Origin of the sequence: Collinsella sp. HCP3S3_E5 (assembly GCF_052067635.1) — a bacterium.
Lineage (GTDB): Bacteria > Actinomycetota > Coriobacteriia > Coriobacteriales > Coriobacteriaceae > Collinsella.
This window is the reverse complement of sequence record NZ_JBQHQF010000002.1, coordinates 98,579-114,471: the sequence shown is the minus strand read 5'-3', so window position 1 is coordinate 114,471 and position 15,893 is coordinate 98,579. Positions and strand designations below refer to the sequence as shown.

The 15,893-nt window shown below is 59.3% G+C and carries 13 protein-coding genes and 3 tRNA genes; 6 read left to right on the top strand and 10 right to left on the bottom strand.

Translation table 11 applies throughout. The features are described from left to right. Positions 1 to 55: 55 nt before the first annotated feature. The 7 genes from gdhA to ACTM82_RS01200 all read right to left on the bottom strand — a co-directional run bounded on the left by gdhA (position 56) and on the right by ACTM82_RS01200 (position 6,705). Positions 56 to 1,411, bottom strand: a complete 1,356-nt coding sequence (gdhA, locus tag ACTM82_RS01230; protein ID WP_441053883.1) for an NADP-specific glutamate dehydrogenase — start codon at positions 1,409 to 1,411, stop codon at positions 56 to 58. Between the two features lie 349 nt (positions 1,412 to 1,760). Further along, positions 1,761 to 1,857, bottom strand: a tRNA-Sec gene (locus ACTM82_RS01225). Positions 1,858 to 1,893: 36 nt separating this feature from the next. Further along, positions 1,894 to 3,861 (bottom strand): selenocysteine-specific translation elongation factor, encoded by a 1,968-nt coding sequence (gene selB, locus ACTM82_RS01220; RefSeq protein WP_441053885.1) that lies wholly within the window; start codon positions 3,859 to 3,861, stop codon positions 1,894 to 1,896. After that, entirely contained in the window at positions 3,858 to 5,315 is a 1,458-nt protein-coding gene (gene selA / locus ACTM82_RS01215; protein WP_441053886.1) for an L-seryl-tRNA(Sec) selenium transferase, read from the bottom strand. Before selA ends, selB begins: the two co-directional genes overlap by 4 nt. Positions 5,316 to 5,455: 140 nt before the next feature. After that, positions 5,456 to 6,295: a formate/nitrite transporter family protein gene (locus tag ACTM82_RS01210; RefSeq protein ID WP_427795778.1), complete on the bottom strand. Its 840-nt coding sequence runs from the start codon at positions 6,293 to 6,295 to the stop codon at positions 5,456 to 5,458. Between the two features lie 39 nt (positions 6,296 to 6,334). Then, positions 6,335 to 6,544: a hypothetical protein gene (locus ACTM82_RS01205; RefSeq protein WP_441053889.1), complete on the bottom strand. Its 210-nt coding sequence runs from the start codon at positions 6,542 to 6,544 to the stop codon at positions 6,335 to 6,337. An 11-nt stretch (positions 6,545 to 6,555) separates the two neighbouring features. After that, on the bottom strand, positions 6,556 to 6,705 hold the full coding sequence (locus tag ACTM82_RS01200; RefSeq protein WP_441053890.1) for a hypothetical protein: 150 nt from the start codon (positions 6,703 to 6,705) through the stop codon (positions 6,556 to 6,558). A gap of 624 nt (positions 6,706 to 7,329) precedes the next feature. Between ACTM82_RS01200 and ACTM82_RS01195 the strand changes: the two genes are divergently transcribed. From ACTM82_RS01195 to ACTM82_RS01170, 6 genes are all read left to right on the top strand, one after another. After that, complete coding sequence (locus ACTM82_RS01195) at positions 7,330 to 8,616, top strand: tyrosine-type recombinase/integrase (RefSeq protein WP_441053892.1); 1,287 nt, start codon at positions 7,330 to 7,332, stop codon at positions 8,614 to 8,616. Between the two features lie 12 nt (positions 8,617 to 8,628). Further along, a complete protein-coding gene (locus ACTM82_RS01190) occupies positions 8,629 to 8,850 on the top strand; it encodes a hypothetical protein (RefSeq protein WP_441053894.1) in 222 nt (73 codons plus the stop codon). Positions 8,851 to 8,862: 12 nt separating this feature from the next. Beyond that, positions 8,863 to 9,090, top strand: a complete 228-nt coding sequence (locus ACTM82_RS01185; protein WP_427727533.1) for a hypothetical protein — start codon at positions 8,863 to 8,865, stop codon at positions 9,088 to 9,090. Positions 9,091 to 9,231: 141 nt separating this feature from the next. Next, positions 9,232 to 9,945 (top strand): hypothetical protein, encoded by a 714-nt coding sequence (locus ACTM82_RS01180; protein WP_441053897.1) that lies wholly within the window; start codon positions 9,232 to 9,234, stop codon positions 9,943 to 9,945. A 223-nt stretch (positions 9,946 to 10,168) separates the two neighbouring features. Further along, positions 10,169 to 10,462: a helix-turn-helix domain-containing protein gene (locus ACTM82_RS01175; protein WP_441053899.1), complete on the top strand. Its 294-nt coding sequence runs from the start codon at positions 10,169 to 10,171 to the stop codon at positions 10,460 to 10,462. Then, positions 10,462 to 13,077, top strand: a complete 2,616-nt coding sequence (locus ACTM82_RS01170; RefSeq protein WP_441053901.1) for a VapE domain-containing protein — start codon at positions 10,462 to 10,464, stop codon at positions 13,075 to 13,077. The genes ACTM82_RS01175 and ACTM82_RS01170 overlap by 1 nt, the downstream gene beginning before the upstream one ends. 1,188 nt (positions 13,078 to 14,265) lie before the next feature. Here the strand turns inward: ACTM82_RS01170 and ACTM82_RS01165 are convergent. From ACTM82_RS01165 to brnQ, 3 genes are all read right to left on the bottom strand, one after another. Next, positions 14,266 to 14,339, bottom strand: a tRNA-Gly gene (locus ACTM82_RS01165). 6 nt (positions 14,340 to 14,345) lie between these two features. Continuing rightward, a tRNA-Pro gene (locus ACTM82_RS01160) sits at positions 14,346 to 14,422 on the bottom strand. Between the two features lie 91 nt (positions 14,423 to 14,513). After that, positions 14,514 to 15,872 carry a branched-chain amino acid transport system II carrier protein gene (brnQ, locus tag ACTM82_RS01155; protein ID WP_441053903.1) on the bottom strand — a complete coding sequence of 453 codons (1,359 nt, stop codon included), beginning with the start codon at positions 15,870 to 15,872 and terminating at the stop codon, positions 14,514 to 14,516. Positions 15,873 to 15,893 lie beyond the last annotated feature (21 nt).

The window sequence follows — 15,893 nt, the reverse complement described above, 5'->3', positions numbered from 1 at the left end:
AAGGCTCCCAGCCTGATGGCTGGGAGCCTCATCACATGCTATGTCGAGCGAAGATTTAGCAGACGCCCTGGGCGAGCATGGCGTCGGCGACCTTCAGGAAGCCGGCGATGTTAGCGCCCATGACAAAGTTGCCCTCCTGGCCGTACTCCTTGGCGGTGTCGTCCACGTTGTGGAACATGCCGCGCATGAGCTGCTCGAGCTTGCCGTCGACCTCCTCGAAGGTCCAGGACAGGTGCTCGGCGTTCTGGCTCATCTCCAGGCCGGACACGAGCACGCCGCCGGCGTTGGCAGCCTTACCGGGCATAAAGGCGACGCCGTTCTCCTGGAAGTAAGTCGTGGCCTCGATGGTCGTGGGCATGTTCGCGCCCTCGCCGACCACCTTGCAGCCGTTGGCGACGAGCGCCTGGGCGTCCTCGAGCAGCAGCGTGTTCTCGCGAGCGCAGGGCAGCGCGATGTCGCAGGGCAGCTGCCACACGCCGCGGCCGTCGCCCTCGTACCACACGGCGTTGGGCTTCTCGTCAACATACATGGCGAGCGTGACGCCCTTGTCGTGGCCGGAGCGCTTCTTGTTGTAGACGTGCTCGAGCACGGTGTAGTCGATGCCGTCGGGATCCTCGACCCAGCCGTGGGTATCGGAGCAGGCGAGCACCTTGCCGCCGAGCTGGGCGACCTTTTGGACCGCGTAGATAGCGACGTTACCGGAGCCGTGAACGACAACGTTCTTGCCCTCGAAGGAGTCGCCGCGGCTCTTGAGGTACTCGTCCACAAAGTAGACCAGACCGTAACCGGTGGCCTCGGTACGGGCGAGCGAGCCGCCAAAGGAGAGGCCCTTGCCGGTAAGGACGCCGGTCCACTCGTTGGTCAGGCGCTTGTACTGACCGAACATGTAGGCAACCTCGCGGCCGCCAACGCCCAGGTCGCCGGCGGGAACGTCGGTGTTGGGGCCAATGTGGCGATAGAGCTCGGTCATGAAGGACTGGCAGAAGTGCATGATCTCGTTGTTGGACTTGCCCTTGGGGTCAAAGTCGGAGCCGCCCTTGCCGCCGCCCATGGGAAGGGTGGTCAGGCTGTTCTTGAGGATCTGCTCCAGACCCAGGAACTTGAGCATACCCAGGGTGACCGTCGGGTTAAAGCGCAGGCCGCCCTTGTAGGGTCCAATGGCAGAGTTGAACTCGACGCGGTAACCGCGGTTGACCTGAACCTTGCCCTGATCGTCGACCCAGGGAACACGGAACATGACGATGCGCTCGGGCTCGACGAGGCGCTCCAGCAGGGCGGCCTCCTCGTACTCGGGGTGGGCGTCGAGCGCCGGCTGGATGGTGCCGAGGATCTCGGTCGCGGCCTGGATGAACTCAGGCTGCTCGGGATAGCGGGCCTTGAGCTCTTCGAGAACTTTCTGCGTGTAGCTCATGCTTCCTCCAATGATGGGAAACGAAAATGTCGGTCACGGCACCCTATGCGCCGCGAACTTTATCGTGTATGGATAATATCGCACTGTTGCAGCAAAGTTTCGCATAAGCCGACGAGCAGATGTTTCATTTTGATTACGATGCAGGTAGAAGCGTTTTTGAGCACCCGACGTACAAATCGCGTGTTTCGAAGCTGTTTCGTCCACATGTTCCAAACCACCACATTGGGGACACATGATGCGCCCGGGCACACCGGCGACAAGACAGACGACACGGCGGACCCGCACAAAAACAAAACAGCGCCTTTGCGGCACGCAGCAAGACCGCGAGCACAAAAGCGCTGGTGGCGTGTGGCGGGAACGTATGTGAATCGAACACATCCAAGACGTTTTGCACGCCTCGCAACGGTTTTGAGGACCGCGGAGCCCACCGGAGCCCATCCGTTCCCAAGTGCGGCGGTATTTTACCAAACCGAGCAGCCAGTCTAGCGCAGGGACCTCAGGCCACCGGCTTCCTTGTCGAGCACCGTAAAGCGCACGGCATCCAGGTGCTCCAAGATGCTGATGGCACGTTTGCGCGACACACCCAGCGCCTCGCGCAGCACGCTCGTGGTGGCAGCGCCGCCGGCTGCCTCAATGGCAGCGGCGACAAGCTCGCGCGCATGGGCTTCCGAGATGGCGGACAGGGCAACGTCGCGCTCGACCTTAACGATCGAGCGGTTGAGCGAAAGCTCGCGCAGGGCGCGCGTCATGGTGTTGCGATCGAGCTGCAGCTGCTCACCCACCTCGGGCAGCGTCGGCGCATCGAGGCCGGCCCCGTCGAGCAGCGCCACAATGCGCTCACACGCCTCGCGCACCACACGCGCCGCGGCAGCAGCGGAGTGCGGGTCGAACACCTCGGTGCCCTCGGCGGCGCACACGCCACGCGAGCAGCCCGCGGCAATCAGAGCCGCGGCAACGCCTTCATCGGCGGCAGGCCACGCAGCATGGGCAACGGCGCCGGGCGTAAAACCCGTCTCCTTGGGAGCCGCCGCGTGCATGGCAGACAGGGTCGCCGCCAGCACGTCCATGGCGGCATCGAGCACGGCGCCATTCGCATACAACGTGCCGCCCGAGCCGGCAAGCTCGCAAACAACACCTCGCGCCACCAACTCGCCCAGCGCGGCATCGACCTCACCGGCAACAAGATCGAGCGCCTCGGCAACATCAGCCGCCGCAACCGGCAGCGCTTGCAGCGCCAGCCACGCATCCACCGCGCCCGAAACATCTCCGGCCTCAATCGCTGCAAGCAACGTGCACTCCCCCGCCGAAAGCTCGCGCGAGCGACGGCAGCGCGAAAGCAGCACACGCCCGCCGCCGATGAGCATAACGGGCGAATACGACAGCACCACGGCATGGTCTCCGGCGCGCAGCGGCAATGGCTCCTCCAGGCGCACCTGCACGGTACGGGTCTCGCCCACCGCCATGGGGGCCTCGCCCTCTAAAAGCATGACGCGGCCGATGACCTCGGCCGTGCCGGCCATCACGTGCACGCGCGCGCCCGACTCGAGCACGCGCGGCTTGGCGCCCTCGCGGCCCAGGTAGGTAAACGTCATCATAAAGCGCAACGTCTGACCAAAGCGACCCTCCACGCCCAGCATCTCACCACGGTCAAGCGCCGCGACACCGTCACCGACCAGGTTGAGCGCCACGCGTTGCCCAGGCAGCGCGCGCGGCGTATCGCCATGCACCTGAATCCCGCGCACACGACAGACCGTACGCGACGGCAAAGCCATCAGCTCGTCGCCCACCGCAACCGGCGCATCGTGCAGCGTTCCCGTAACGACGGTGCCGACACCCTTGATCGTAAAGCAGCGGTCAATCGGCAGGCGAGACGAGGCATCGCTCCGATCGGAACGGTCGCGGCAAGCATCCCAGCAGGCACTTACCTGCTCGTCGAGCACCGCAAGCAGCCCGTCGATCCCCTCGCCCGTCTTGGACGACACGGGCACAATCGGCGCGCCCGCAAACACGGTACCCGACAAAAAGTCATCGACATCGAGCTCGGCAAGCTCGGTCATCTCGGCATCGGCCAGGTCGCACATCGTCAGCGCGACCACCATATGCGTAACGCCCAGCAGCTCCAGCACATGCACGTGCTCGCGGGTCTGCGGCATCACGCCCTCGACGGCCGAAACCACCAGCACGGCTACGTCGATACCCGTGGCGCCCTGCACCATGGCGCGCAGGTAGTGGGCATGGCCAGGCACGTCGACCAGGCCGACAATCTTGCCACTCGGCAGCGCCAGCTCGCCAAAGCCAAGCTCAACGGTCATACCTCGACGACGCTCAACCTCCAGACGGTCGGGATTCTTGCCGGTCAGTGCCTCGATCAATGCCGACTTACCGTGGTCGACGTGGCCCGCCGTGCCAACGATAACGGGACACTCCACCAGAGCCTGGACCTCACTCATCGAGCAATCGCCTTCTCAACGCATGCGGCAAGCGTCGACGCCGCCGTCTCGATATCGCGGTCGCCCACGAGCGTACGAACGTCAAACAAAATGCGATCGTGCGAGGTTCGCGTGACGACCGGCGTGTCGAAGTCCTGGACAAGCGAGCGCTTGAGCGCATCGACCGTCAGGCGCGCGTCAACAAGACGCACGGCAACGCACATCGTGGGCAGCTCCATGGTAGGCAGCGAGCCGCCACCGGGGGTCGACGATTCCTCGACGATCTCCACCTGAACGGCGCACGGGCAACCGGCCTTATCGAGCCCGGCGACCATACGATCGCGCAGCTTGCGGGCACGTCGCTCCAAATGGGCCTGCGGCAGCGTAAGCATGCTGAGCACCGGAATATCGCGATGGGCAACATCGGCGCCGTCCATGTAGATACGCAGCGTGGCCTCGAGCGCCGACAGAGCCAGTTTGCCCGGACGCAGAGCGCGCATGAGTGGATGTGCGCCGCAGGCCTGGACCAGATCGCGACGGCCTATGATGATGCCAGCCTGCGCCGCGCCCAGCAGCTTATCGCCCGAGCACGACACGATATCGAGCCCCGCCGCGACCGAAGCCGGCGTGGGTTCCTCGCCACCGCGCACCAGGATGTCATCGGGCAGGAGCGCGCCCGACCCCTGGTCCTCATAGAACAGCAGGCCATGCTTGTGAGCAAGCGCCGCAAGCTCCCGAGAGCTCACCTCCTCGTGAAAGCCCTCGATGCGATAGTTGGAAGGATGGACCTTGAAAATCATGGCCGTATCGGGCGTGATGGCTTGCTCATAATCTGCTAGGTGCGTGCGGTTGGTGGCGCCGACCTCGACGAGCTTGGCGCCCGAAGACGCCATGACATCGGGGATGCGAAAGCTGCCGCCGATCTCGACAAGCTCGCCGCGGCTGACGATGACCTCCTTGCCTGCGGCATGGGTCGCCAGCACCAGCAGCACCGCGGCGGCGTTGTTGTTGACCACAAGCGCGTCCTCGGCACCGGTGAGCGAGCGGATCAGCTGCGCGGCGTGTTCCTTGCGCGACCCGCGCGAGCAGGTGTCCACGCTGTACTCGAGCGTACTGTACCCGCGCGCAACCTCGGCCACGGCCTTTGCCGCCGACTCCGCGAGCGGGGCGCGGCCCAAGTTGGTATGGATGACCACGCCCGTGGCGTTGACGGCAGGGCGCAGGCTCGGCAGCGCGGAGCGGTGCGCACGCCACTCGATCGCCGAGGCCAGGTCGCGCTTAGAGCGCGGGGCGGCACCGGCGCGAATGGCGGCGCGTTCCTCGTCGAGCTCGGCCGTGACGGCGGCATGCACCACCGCGTCGCAGGTCTCCCCCGCCGCCTTCACTACCGGCCACTCGGCGAGCAGCTCGTTGACGGAGGGAATGGCGCGCAGGCGGGCGCGAACCTCATCGGACATGTTCTGGCTATCGCTCATGTGTGGCCTTTCAAAACCAAAGGTGAATCAATCGTTCGAACGTCAAACTATCAGCCGATTCGATCGGCTGAGTCAATCAATCGCTATTATCCTCGCACGACGACGCCCCGCGGGAGGTCCGACGTCAAACAGACGGTACCCTACGCCTCAGACTTCTTGGCGTAGATAAACCAGTAGCCGAGCGCGACCAGAACCGCACCGCCCACGATGTTGCCCAGCGTGGCGGCGGACAGGTTAAACGCAATGCCCGCGGCGTTGAGCGCATCGGCGCCGGCGACGTCGGCACCATAGCCGCACGCGTGCATTACGGCACCCATGGGCAAAAAGTACATATTGGCAACGCAGTGCTCAAAACCGCAGGCCACAAAGGCGGCGATGGGCAGCAGAATGCCCACGACCTTATCGACCACGGTCTTGCCGGCGGTACCGATCCACACGGCCAGGCACACAAAGATGTTACACAGGATGCCGCGGAAGAAGATCGTCAGCCAGTCGATCGTCACCTTGCCGGCGGCGACACTCACCATGGAATTGGCGACCGCCTCGCCGTTGAGCTTGTAAATGCCGGCCATGTACACCAAAAAGACGATGAACAAGGCACCGGCAAAGTTGCCAAGCCATACAACGACCCAAGCCTTGAGCATCTGGACCAGGGTGATCTTTTTGCTCTTGAGCGCGCAGACCATAAGTGAATTACCGGTGAACAACTCGGCGCCACACACCAGCACCAGCACCAGGCCCAGGCAAAAGCACAGGCCGCCCACGACGCGCTGGGCACCCCAGCCCAGCGTGCTGTCGCTCAAAAACACCGTAAAGAACAGACCGCCGAAGGCGATAAACGCACCGGCGAACATTGCCAACAGAAAGGCCTTATCGACCGGCAGGTTAGCCTTGGTCACGCCGGCGGCCTCGGTCTTGGCCTCGATCGCGGCGGGCGCCAGGCAATCGGGGGCAGGGTACTCCACCTTGGAATCTGCCATGTCAATCACTTCTTTCCTAATCACCAGGGACAAGCGCTGCTACAGCTCCTGTCCCAAGCGGACAAAGTGGGAAAAGTCGTTAGCGGCCACGGCGTCGTACACGGCGTCAACGGCGTCAAAGACTTCCGGGGACATGGGGTTGTAGAACTCCATGTCGCCCGGCTGAATCCCTATGAAGAAGATATCATCGCACGATTGCTCGGTTTCTTCGATCAGAATCGACAAAGGGAGCGAATGCGTGGTGAACATCGACTTGCGGGCTACGTCGCGTTTGTCGAGCAGACGGATGGTGCCACCTGCTGAGCATGCAGGCCAAAGTCGTCGTCAAACACCGAGATGCCGGCCTTGGCCGACCCGCGAAAACCGCGCTCGTCGAGCAGCGCATCGCAGGCCTCGAGTAGCGACGGCACGTGCCAACCATAATCTGCCAGATAATAGCCGGCGTTTCCTGGCCGAGTAATCTCAACCTGAAGCTCAGGTGCAAGTTGCGGTGAAATACGGACTACATGGGCCATAAAAGCCGGAAAACAGTCCGTATTTCACCGCAACTTAGGAGGGGATGTGGGGTCCACGGCATGTATATGAAAATGCTCTGCTTCCAAAAGGAAGCAGAGCCATTCATCTATCTTGTGGAGCGGGCGACGGGAAGTCCAAGGGTTTGCTTCGCAAACCCTTGTTTCGCTGCGGGCCATTGGCCCTTGCGTGCTGCGCTGGAAAATGCTCACGCATTTTCTCAGCTTCGCACCCTGCCGGGTTCGATTCCCGTCGCCCGGCACGCTTATGAAAACGGCTCTGGCACCAAATGGAGCCAAAGCCGTTAAAACTATCCTATGGAGCGGGCGACGGGAATCGAACCCGCGTCATCAGCTTGGAAGTGTTGCGACATTTTGTACTAAGCCGTCTACCTGCGCAAACGCGGACGCTCTACCTGCTATTTCTCTGTCTATTGCGTCTAAAAAGTCTATGATTTATAGTTCAGTCAACGCAAGTTGTGTCATATGTGTGTCATGCGTTGTGTCATGAAAGGAGACACCATGTGTGGGCTGTTACCTGCTGAAACGTATTACGGATACGCTCTGAAACAGTACGAAACCAAGGACAAGAGTGGAACAATCACGGGTTATAAGTGGCGTGCTGTCTACTATTACAAGGACGAGAGCGGAAAGCGCCACCAAAAGAACGTCACCCTAAAGACCGAGGGGCGCGACAAGGGGCGCTCTAAGCAGGTCGAAAAGGCGGCGAACCAAGAAGCCGAAGCGATACGCCAACAGCTTAACGAGCAGGCTGTAAAAGACCCCCACAGCGGCGAGACGGTAGCCGAGTATTTCGGGAAGTACGTAGAGGAACGCGCAAACAGCATCGAGCGTTCATCAGCCAACGAGCTAAGGCGCATACTCAAAAGCTATATAGCGCCCAGTATCGGGACTATCGAGCTGGACGCACTGACCCCAGACGATGTGGCGGCGTGGGTTACGAAGCTCAGCAAGGACTATGCACCCTCCACAGTGAAGAAGTGCCTAACCAACCTGCGCTCTGCCATGAAACAGGCTGTAGACCGCGACAGGCTCGTTAAAGACCCCACGCGCGGCGTTAAGAACCCTCAGCAGGCGCATAGGAACCCCAACGCCCTCGATGCAAAGGGACGCGCAAAGGTAGCCCAATTTATCGCCCTGGACCCCGCGAAGCCGCTAAACGTTGGGTTTGCCCTAGCAATGTATATGGGTTTGCGTGAGGGCGAGATATGCGGACTGACGTGGAAGTGCGTGGACTTGAACGAGGGAACAGTCAGCATCGAGCGCACCATAGGGCGTGACGGCTCAAAGTGGTACGTGAAGGAACCCAAGACGGGCGGCAGCAGGCGCGAGCTGTACGCGCCCTCTATCATCGCCGACATGCTCGCGGCACGCCTAGCCAACGTCAAAGCCGAGTGTTTGGAGCTGGGTGTCCCGTTCGATGAAAACATGTACGTGACGGGCGGCGCTGACGGCTCGTTTATGCAACCCCACTACCTGTCGCATAGGTGGAGGATAGCTGCTGACGCTCTGGAGCTTATCGGCACGGAGGGCAACCGCCCAACGTTCCACGACCTGCGCCACACGTTCGCAACGGCGGCTGTGACGGCAGGCACGGATATTAAGACCGTGGCAAGCATGATGGGACACGCCAACGCAGCTATGACGCTGAACATATACGCGAGCGCCGACAAAGAAGCCAAGAAGCGCGGCGCGGCTGTGGTTGAACAGGCGTACATGGCAGACGTTGCCCAGCACGCCAAGGACGGCTCAGTTATCGAGTTAGGCAAGACCGGAACAGAGAACTAGGAAGGGAGCATCATGGATAGCATGGCGGCAGGCACTACCACGTGGGTTCTGGACGATACCGAGATGAAAGAGCTACGGGGTTCCCTGCACAGCTTGGAGACGATAGCCGTTCTTCTTGGAGGGTTCGACAGCGGCGCAACGCTCGAAGGTTATATGTTGGGCGATATAGCGGAGCTGATAGACAGGGAGCTAAGGCGCGTCAGAGAAGCGATAGACAGCGCAAAGACAAACTAAGAAGGGAAAGACATGGAAACCAAGACGGCAAGCACGCTCACAAAGAAGGACGCGGCTCAGCTGATGGGCGCGGCGCTCCACCTCGAAGCCCTGTCAGAGCTTATGCGGGGCTATTCCCCAGAGCAAGGAGGGCTAGGCGAGGTAAGCGTTAAGGCGCTGGGGGCAGACCTAATGGAGGGCGCGAATGCAATCCTAGACGTGCTGGAACGCGCTGGTAGCGCCAAGCAGGATATAGAATAGATAACGCAAAGGGGCGTTCGGGGAAAGGAAACCGAGCGCCCCATTACTTAGGAACAACCCCCGCGCGAGGTATTGGAAAAGAGCGGGGATGTATGAACCCATTCTACTCCACCTCGCGGACATGGGTTTAGAGGTAGAGCCATGAAGAAGGGCAGCGACAAGGAACTAACGGAACGGCTCGCGGCGGCGCTTTCGGGCTACCCAATCAGGGACGATAGGCACCCTTTGGCAGACCAACCGAAAGACCGATTGTATGATGCGCTCTGTTGGACGCTTGGCGATTCAAAGCGTTCGGATCTAGTTAAACATTTCGCCAAGTTCATCGGCGTTAGCGTTCAAGCCATGCGCGGATACCTAAACGATTCAACGGACATAACGAACGTACGCCTTGCACAAATAGCAGACTGGGCGGCTAGGGTACAGGTTATGAATGAATCGAACTATGCTGACGAGCTGATTAACGCTACAGATACCCCTATGTTCGGCTTTGAAGCCACCGAGCAAGAGCGCTACGACATGGGTTATAGGCTGTTCATATCCAATCTGTTCGGACTGACCCCCATAGACCAAGAGAAGATTAAGCGTCTGGAGCTAATCAGGGCGGCGCTGACTTGCAGCACCGAAGAATTGGACGCGCTGACCGCGACCGTGCGCCTTATGCCCACGCAGCGGATGGGCTACCCAGCGAACCCCATAACGAACGAAGACGCAACCATGAGCGGGGCGGCTGCTGAGGTACTCCCCTATGCGCTCGAAAGCATCGACCGCGAGCTACCACCACTGGAGGAATGGGCGCAATCGTCCGTTGAATGGGCAAAGGCGAACAAGGCAAAGCCGCTCGATATTCCGTTCTAGCCACTCCGATATGAAGATATGTTGAACCCTCGAAATACTTTTTCGCAGTTCAGGCGCTGTCCCCGAAAATGGGCGGCGCTTTTTTCTTTCGCAGCTCCAAGGAATCAACGGGGCAGGGCAAGAGGACGAAACTAAACGACCCTAATTTCTTTCGCCAACCCCTACCAAGCGCAGCATTTGCCCAGCTAAACATATCAGTTGCTTTGCTATTGTCAGAGTTGTCATGACAAGACTAACAAAAGCCGAGGGCGCTGGACGCGGCACTATCGGCGCATATCAGAAGGGACTAATAGCAATGCGAGCGCCCAAAAAAGGTATCAGCGATACCGAACTAATCACGGCTGCAATCGAGGGCAACGCGCCCGTAGTGGACGCAAACACTGCGGCGGCTATTTTGGCTTGCTCCCCGCGCACTATCGCCCGTATGTGCGAACAGGGCAAGTTGAAGTCGGCGAAGGTCATGGGGATGTGGCGCATCAACAAGGCGGCTCTGTTCGAGTTGGCGGGTATCGAGTAATGGGGTGCTCGCAGAGGGGCAACCATGACGACCTAGTAGATTGGCTGAAGCTGAACCCGTGCGATTCAAGCTATACGCGGGACGAATGGGTAAAGGTCGGGCAGGGTATCCACAACGAGGGTCTGCCGTTCGAGGTGTTCGATGAATGGAGCAGCCACGATATACGCCCTCTGGGTAAGGACGGAACACACCACGGCTACGACCCTAGGGCTTGCCGAGATACTTGGAACTCGTTCACCAAGGGCGGCGGCGTGACGGGCAGCTCGGTTATCTACGAATTGAAAGAGCACGGGGCGACCACTCCCCTCCAAGAAGGAACCGCACCCGCGCCCAAACGAAAGCAACAAGGCAACAACACTATGATAGACAAATCAGCGGAGCGAAGCGCCGAAGCTGAGGACAACACGGAATCGGTAAAGGCGGCTAACCTCGAATTGGCACGCGCAGCCAATCAGAACATGCGCGATAGCGAAGCAGCGCGAAAGCTAGCGGAGCCGTACCTTATGGAGCATGTCGGCATCAGCGTTGACGCGGCGATAGAACGCGACTGGGGCGTTATCACGCCCGACATACTCAAAGGCGAGCTAGGGCAGTTCTCGAAGCACTACAGAGGTCGTTCCTACCTTTGCATGACGGGGAGCGGAGAAGCGGCGTACTACCACGTTGATAGGCTGTTGCTCCCCTCGGAGGAATACGGCGAAGATTGGCTCCACTGGGGCAACGGCGAATACAAGAGGCACAATCTCGTTAAAACGCCCAATCCCCGCGATCTGGATAAGCCCGCAATCATCAACCCCGAAGCTCTGGGCGCGGAGGTCGTGTTCATCGTTGAGGGGCTGCAAGACCAAGCAGCGCTCCAGAGTTTCGGCGTTCAAGCCGTAGCGATGCTAGGGACAACGAACAAACAAACCGTTGACGCGCTGATAGGCTCTGAAACCGTGAAAGCCGTTGTCGTAATGCTGGACAACGATGAAGCGGGGAGAAAAGGCGCGGACGAACTCAGGGACGCGCTAGCGAAAAGGAATAAGCCGTTTGCAGTGTTCAAATGGGGCTATTCCCCGCTGAGCGAACAGGGCAAGCCAAGATACAAGGACGCTGGAGAGTGGAACGCCCACGACCCGCAGGGCTTAGCGGCGGCAGTGCGCACCGCGAAGGAAGAAGCAGACGAAGCGATAGCCGAGAAGGAAAACAGACGATGGGCGGGGCTAAAGGCAACGACCCCCAATCTAGAAGATTGGCTAAAAAAGACCCTGGACGCTGGAACGCTCTGCTTCAACATGGCAACGCAGGAGGTACTCATTGAAAAGCCCTTACCGTGGGATAGACCAAACAAAGAGGTTCCAAGACCGTTTAATTGGACAAACGACAACGACAAAGTTTCTAGCGAAGCCCAGAGGTCATTTAACAAGAATGTGACTGACGGTAATTTGCAAAAAGCAATTCGCAATGTTGCAGAGTTGCGTTCGTTCGACCCAGTTGCAGAAGCGATACATGACCTACCCGTTGTGAAATACAACGCGGACGGCTCCACAACGTTCACCGAGAAGGACGGCGAGAGCTGGACGGTAGACCCGCTATATACCGAGGAAGATTTGAAGGCGCTCGGACAGGTCAGGGCAGACGGCAGGGGCGGTTACGAGGTTAGGTTTGACGGTAGCAACCCCTCCAGAGAGGAATGGTTCCCGTTGCCCCGTGTCGCTGGGTTCGTCCTCTGGAAGGTTCTGAAAGCCTATCTAACGCCCCTAACGTTCTTCGCCGAGTACATCCATACAAGCGGCGTGATAGCCCGAGGGCTTCACCACGGCTGCAATTATCCGTTCGCACTATCAATCACGGGACGGCAGGGAATCGGCAAGGATGCATATATTGGCGCAACCGCTATAGACCCGAGTAAATACCTCTGCATTGGAGACTTCACCGTGATGCTGAACGACCGAGGGAAGGAAACGGCAAGGGCGGCAGGAAAGCTAGTCCTCAGCTATCAGGAAATAGCAGCATCGAACAATAAGGGGAGCGTAAACAAATTCAAGGGCTTTATCTCGGAGCAGACCGATTCCGTCAACGTCAAATATGAGAAAGTTAGAGAAGTGCCAAGGAGCTATGTAATTGCTAGCAGCTCGAACGATAGTGACCTCTTGAACGACCCCACGGGAAACCGAAGGTTCTTTGTCGTAGATTGTCATGGAACCGTGAACCTAGCGAACGGCTACGGCTACAAAAACCTAGTCAGGCTCGTTCGCGGCGCTCTCGCTGAAATGCTGGGAGAACATTCGAGGATGGGAGCGGAACGCTTTGAGAAGCGGTTCGATATTCCAGAATCAATCCTAAGCGAAATGTCAGAGCAGGCTAAGCTATTCAGTCTTGTCGATGAAACGGAAGAGATAATCACTGATTGGCTGGATACGTGCGAGTACGACACAATCTGCATTGAAATGGCAGCGGTCGAGAGCAAGGCATATTCGAGAGAGCGATGGGAACGGAAGAACAAAGAAGAAGAGCGCAAAGTAATGAACATAATCAACAGGCACCAAGGATATAAGAGGTGTGCAAATAGAAAAACCATTCAGCCATACGGCAAAAGGACGGTATGGGAACGTAAGCCCGAATACCGTTAGAGCCGCTACGGGGTTGGGCAATCGCTCAGCCCCGTTTTTTGCCCTCCAGAGGAGGAACCCCTCTCGCCAATGGACATGATGCACAGGACACCAAGCTATTTCGCAAAAGTAATAATTATAAAAGCCCCGCTTTTAGCACCTATCACCTATTCAATAACTATTTATACCTACTAATTATTTAAGACTTTTTACCTAAATATCTTGGATAGCTTGTCTATCATGGCAAAACCCGCAGGTAGATAGGTATATTTTAAGTGGACATGATAGCGGACATGGTGGACAGGTCATCAAAGGAGGGGCTGAAGATTCATCCTCTGGAGGGAAAAGGCTAGCCGTTAGGAATACTGAGCATCGCCATACCTAGCACGCCAAGCGGCGCGGTTCGCTTCTCGGCGTTCCTCTTTGGTCTTGGCGTTCGGGGCGGGCGTATCCATCCCGTATCGCGCCCACCACTCATCGCGGTTCGCTCGTCTGCACTTCTCTTTGTAGGCTCTTTCGCTGTCCCTGTTCTTCATAGCAGCACCCCAATGCTCTACTATCGGTCTTGCATAGGGCTATGGTGCTGTCGCGCTCCCCCGCTATCTGGGGCGCTCTGTAAAGAAATTAGCGTCATATATGACGGTAAATCGGTAGCCCGTTCTGGGGTACTTTGTAAAGGAATTAGCGTTACATGCAACGGTAAAACCCAACGCCTGTTTTGGGCATTCCGTAACAGTTGCGTAACCGACTTCCAATTTCGTAGCGATAAAAAAATCAGGGTGTGGCGCTGGGTAGCCGTGATGCTGTCTCGTGATTCCATCCCCTCCCCACCCCTCGGGGCGGCGCAGAGCGGACATTCAGCCGCGCTGTGATTGGTCGCTATGGATCCATAGGGGCTTCTCTTCTGGAGGGCTAGGCAAGCGGCTATCGAGGGCAGCGCTACCAACGCCCAATCGCAAACGGACGGCATATGACACAGCCATGACACAACGTATGACACAAATGACGGGGCAAGAGTGGAGCCGCCCCGATTCATCGCGCCACAATATCTAGCTAATTATCATCGCGCCCAGACCGCTCACGGCTCCATATCGACCGCCTAACGACCCCAATCTGTGTCATATCTGTGTCATGGGCGTGTGTCATGAGCTAATTTCGGCATAAAAAATCGCAAGCCAAATAAGTATTTTGACCTGCGATTATGTTACTTGGAGCGGGCGACGGGAATCGAACCCGCGTCATCAGCTTGGAAGGCTGGGGTTCTACCATTGAACTACGCCCGCAAGATATGGTCGGGACGACAGGATTTGAACCTGCGACATCCTGCTCCCAAAGCAGGCGCGCTACCAAACTGCGCCACGTCCCGAAGGTGTTGAGCAGCTAAGGTCTAAACCTTGCGTGTCCCAAAGCGAAGGAAATTATAGGGGAGACTTCTCTCCTGTGCAAGCGACGATACCCTAGCTCCTCGAATGTGTGACAAACTGGCTATGGAACAGGCCAATCACAAACGCCACCACAGCGACCGGCGCCCACGCAGCGCCGATATCTGCCAGCGGCAGCGCATCGAACGGCAGCCACGCGCCCGCAAAGAACGCGTCGCGGACCGAGGTGATCACGCTCTGCACCGCGACGACGCCGCCGACCCAAACCCACACCCGCGGATGCGCATCGCAAAAACCGTGCACCAGGCCCATAAGCACCAGCACGATGGCAACGGGATACAAGGCGTTGAGCATGGGCACCGAGAACATGAGGATCGCGTCGAGGCCCACGTTGGAGAGCACGCAAGAAAACGCCGCGAACACAAAGGCGAGAACCGCAAAGGGACGGCGCATAGCCTCCTCGGAAGCCTCCGCTCCCCCTTCGACCACATACGTCTCGCAGAAGTAGCGCGAGCAGCAGCTGATGAGGCCGATGCACACGTTCATGCAGGCGAGGAAAAAGATCGCAAAGACCACGACCGTGCCGGCAAGGCCAAAGTGCATGGAGGCAGAGCGGGCAAGGATGGCGGCGCCGTTGGTGGCGTCGGGCAAAACCGTGCCGAGCTGCATGCCGGCAAGCGCCAGGCCGCAGTAGATGATGGCCATGAGCACGCCGGCGATCACACCAGAACGCGAGATCTCGAAGGCCACGCGCTTGTCATCGTTCACGCCCAGCTCGTGGATGGTCTCGGCGATGATGATGCCAAAGGCGAGCGACGCAAGCAGGTCCATGGTCTGGTAGCCGGTCAGAAAGCCCTGCACGGCAGCGCCCGCATCGTAGGGAGCCTGCGGCGCGCCAGCGGGACCCAACGGCGAGACCACGGCGGCACCCACGACCAGCACGATGAGCGCAATGAGCGCGGGGCCCGTAATGCGGCCGAGCACGCGCGTGATAACGCCCGGACGCAGCGTGAGCACAAACGCGACGACGAAGAAGCCAACGGCAAACACCAGACGTGCCGTGCCGAGCGAGACGCCCTCGGGCAGCAGCGGCACCAGCATCTCGAAGGCCGTGGAGCTCGTGCGCGGAATGGCCAGGCACGGGCCGATGGCTAGATACACCGCCGCAACGAAGAATTCGCCAAACTTAGGATGCACACGGCCGGCAAGCTCGCGCGCCGTTCCGGCAAGCGCCACGGCGATAAAGCCCATGACGGGCAGGCCGATGGCGGCGATGAGAAAGCCGAGCATGGCGAGCGGCGTGGCAGAGCCTGCCTGCAGCGCCAACAGCGGCGGAATAATGAGGTTGCCGGCGCCAAAGAGCATCGAGAACAGGGCGATGCCGACGGTAACGACATGGTCGGAGCGCAGGCCGCGCGGGGCGGATGAGGCCATGGGACCACCTTTCGGGTCGAA

Coding starts and splice junctions, on each gene's coding strand:
- ACTM82_RS01185 (WP_427727533.1), top strand. CDS start 8,863: ATGGAAACCAAGACGGCAAGCACGCTCACAAAGAAGGACGCGGCTCAG.
- ACTM82_RS01190 (WP_441053894.1), top strand. CDS start 8,629: ATGGATAGCATGGCGGCAGGCACTACCACGTGGGTTCTGGACGATACC.
- brnQ (WP_441053903.1), bottom strand. CDS start 15,872: ATGGCCTCATCCGCCCCGCGCGGCCTGCGCTCCGACCATGTCGTTACC.
- ACTM82_RS01210 (WP_427795778.1), bottom strand. CDS start 6,295: ATGGCAGATTCCAAGGTGGAGTACCCTGCCCCCGATTGCCTGGCGCCC.
- ACTM82_RS01180 (WP_441053897.1), top strand. CDS start 9,232: ATGAAGAAGGGCAGCGACAAGGAACTAACGGAACGGCTCGCGGCGGCG.
- ACTM82_RS01175 (WP_441053899.1), top strand. CDS start 10,169: ATGACAAGACTAACAAAAGCCGAGGGCGCTGGACGCGGCACTATCGGC.
- selA (WP_441053886.1), bottom strand. CDS start 5,315: ATGAGCGATAGCCAGAACATGTCCGATGAGGTTCGCGCCCGCCTGCGC.
- ACTM82_RS01170 (WP_441053901.1), top strand. CDS start 10,462: ATGGGGTGCTCGCAGAGGGGCAACCATGACGACCTAGTAGATTGGCTG.
- gdhA (WP_441053883.1), bottom strand. CDS start 1,411: ATGAGCTACACGCAGAAAGTTCTCGAAGAGCTCAAGGCCCGCTATCCC.
- ACTM82_RS01195 (WP_441053892.1), top strand. CDS start 7,330: ATGTGTGGGCTGTTACCTGCTGAAACGTATTACGGATACGCTCTGAAA.
- selB (WP_441053885.1), bottom strand. CDS start 3,861: ATGAGTGAGGTCCAGGCTCTGGTGGAGTGTCCCGTTATCGTTGGCACG.
- ACTM82_RS01205 (WP_441053889.1), bottom strand. CDS start 6,544: ATGTTCACCACGCATTCGCTCCCTTTGTCGATTCTGATCGAAGAAACC.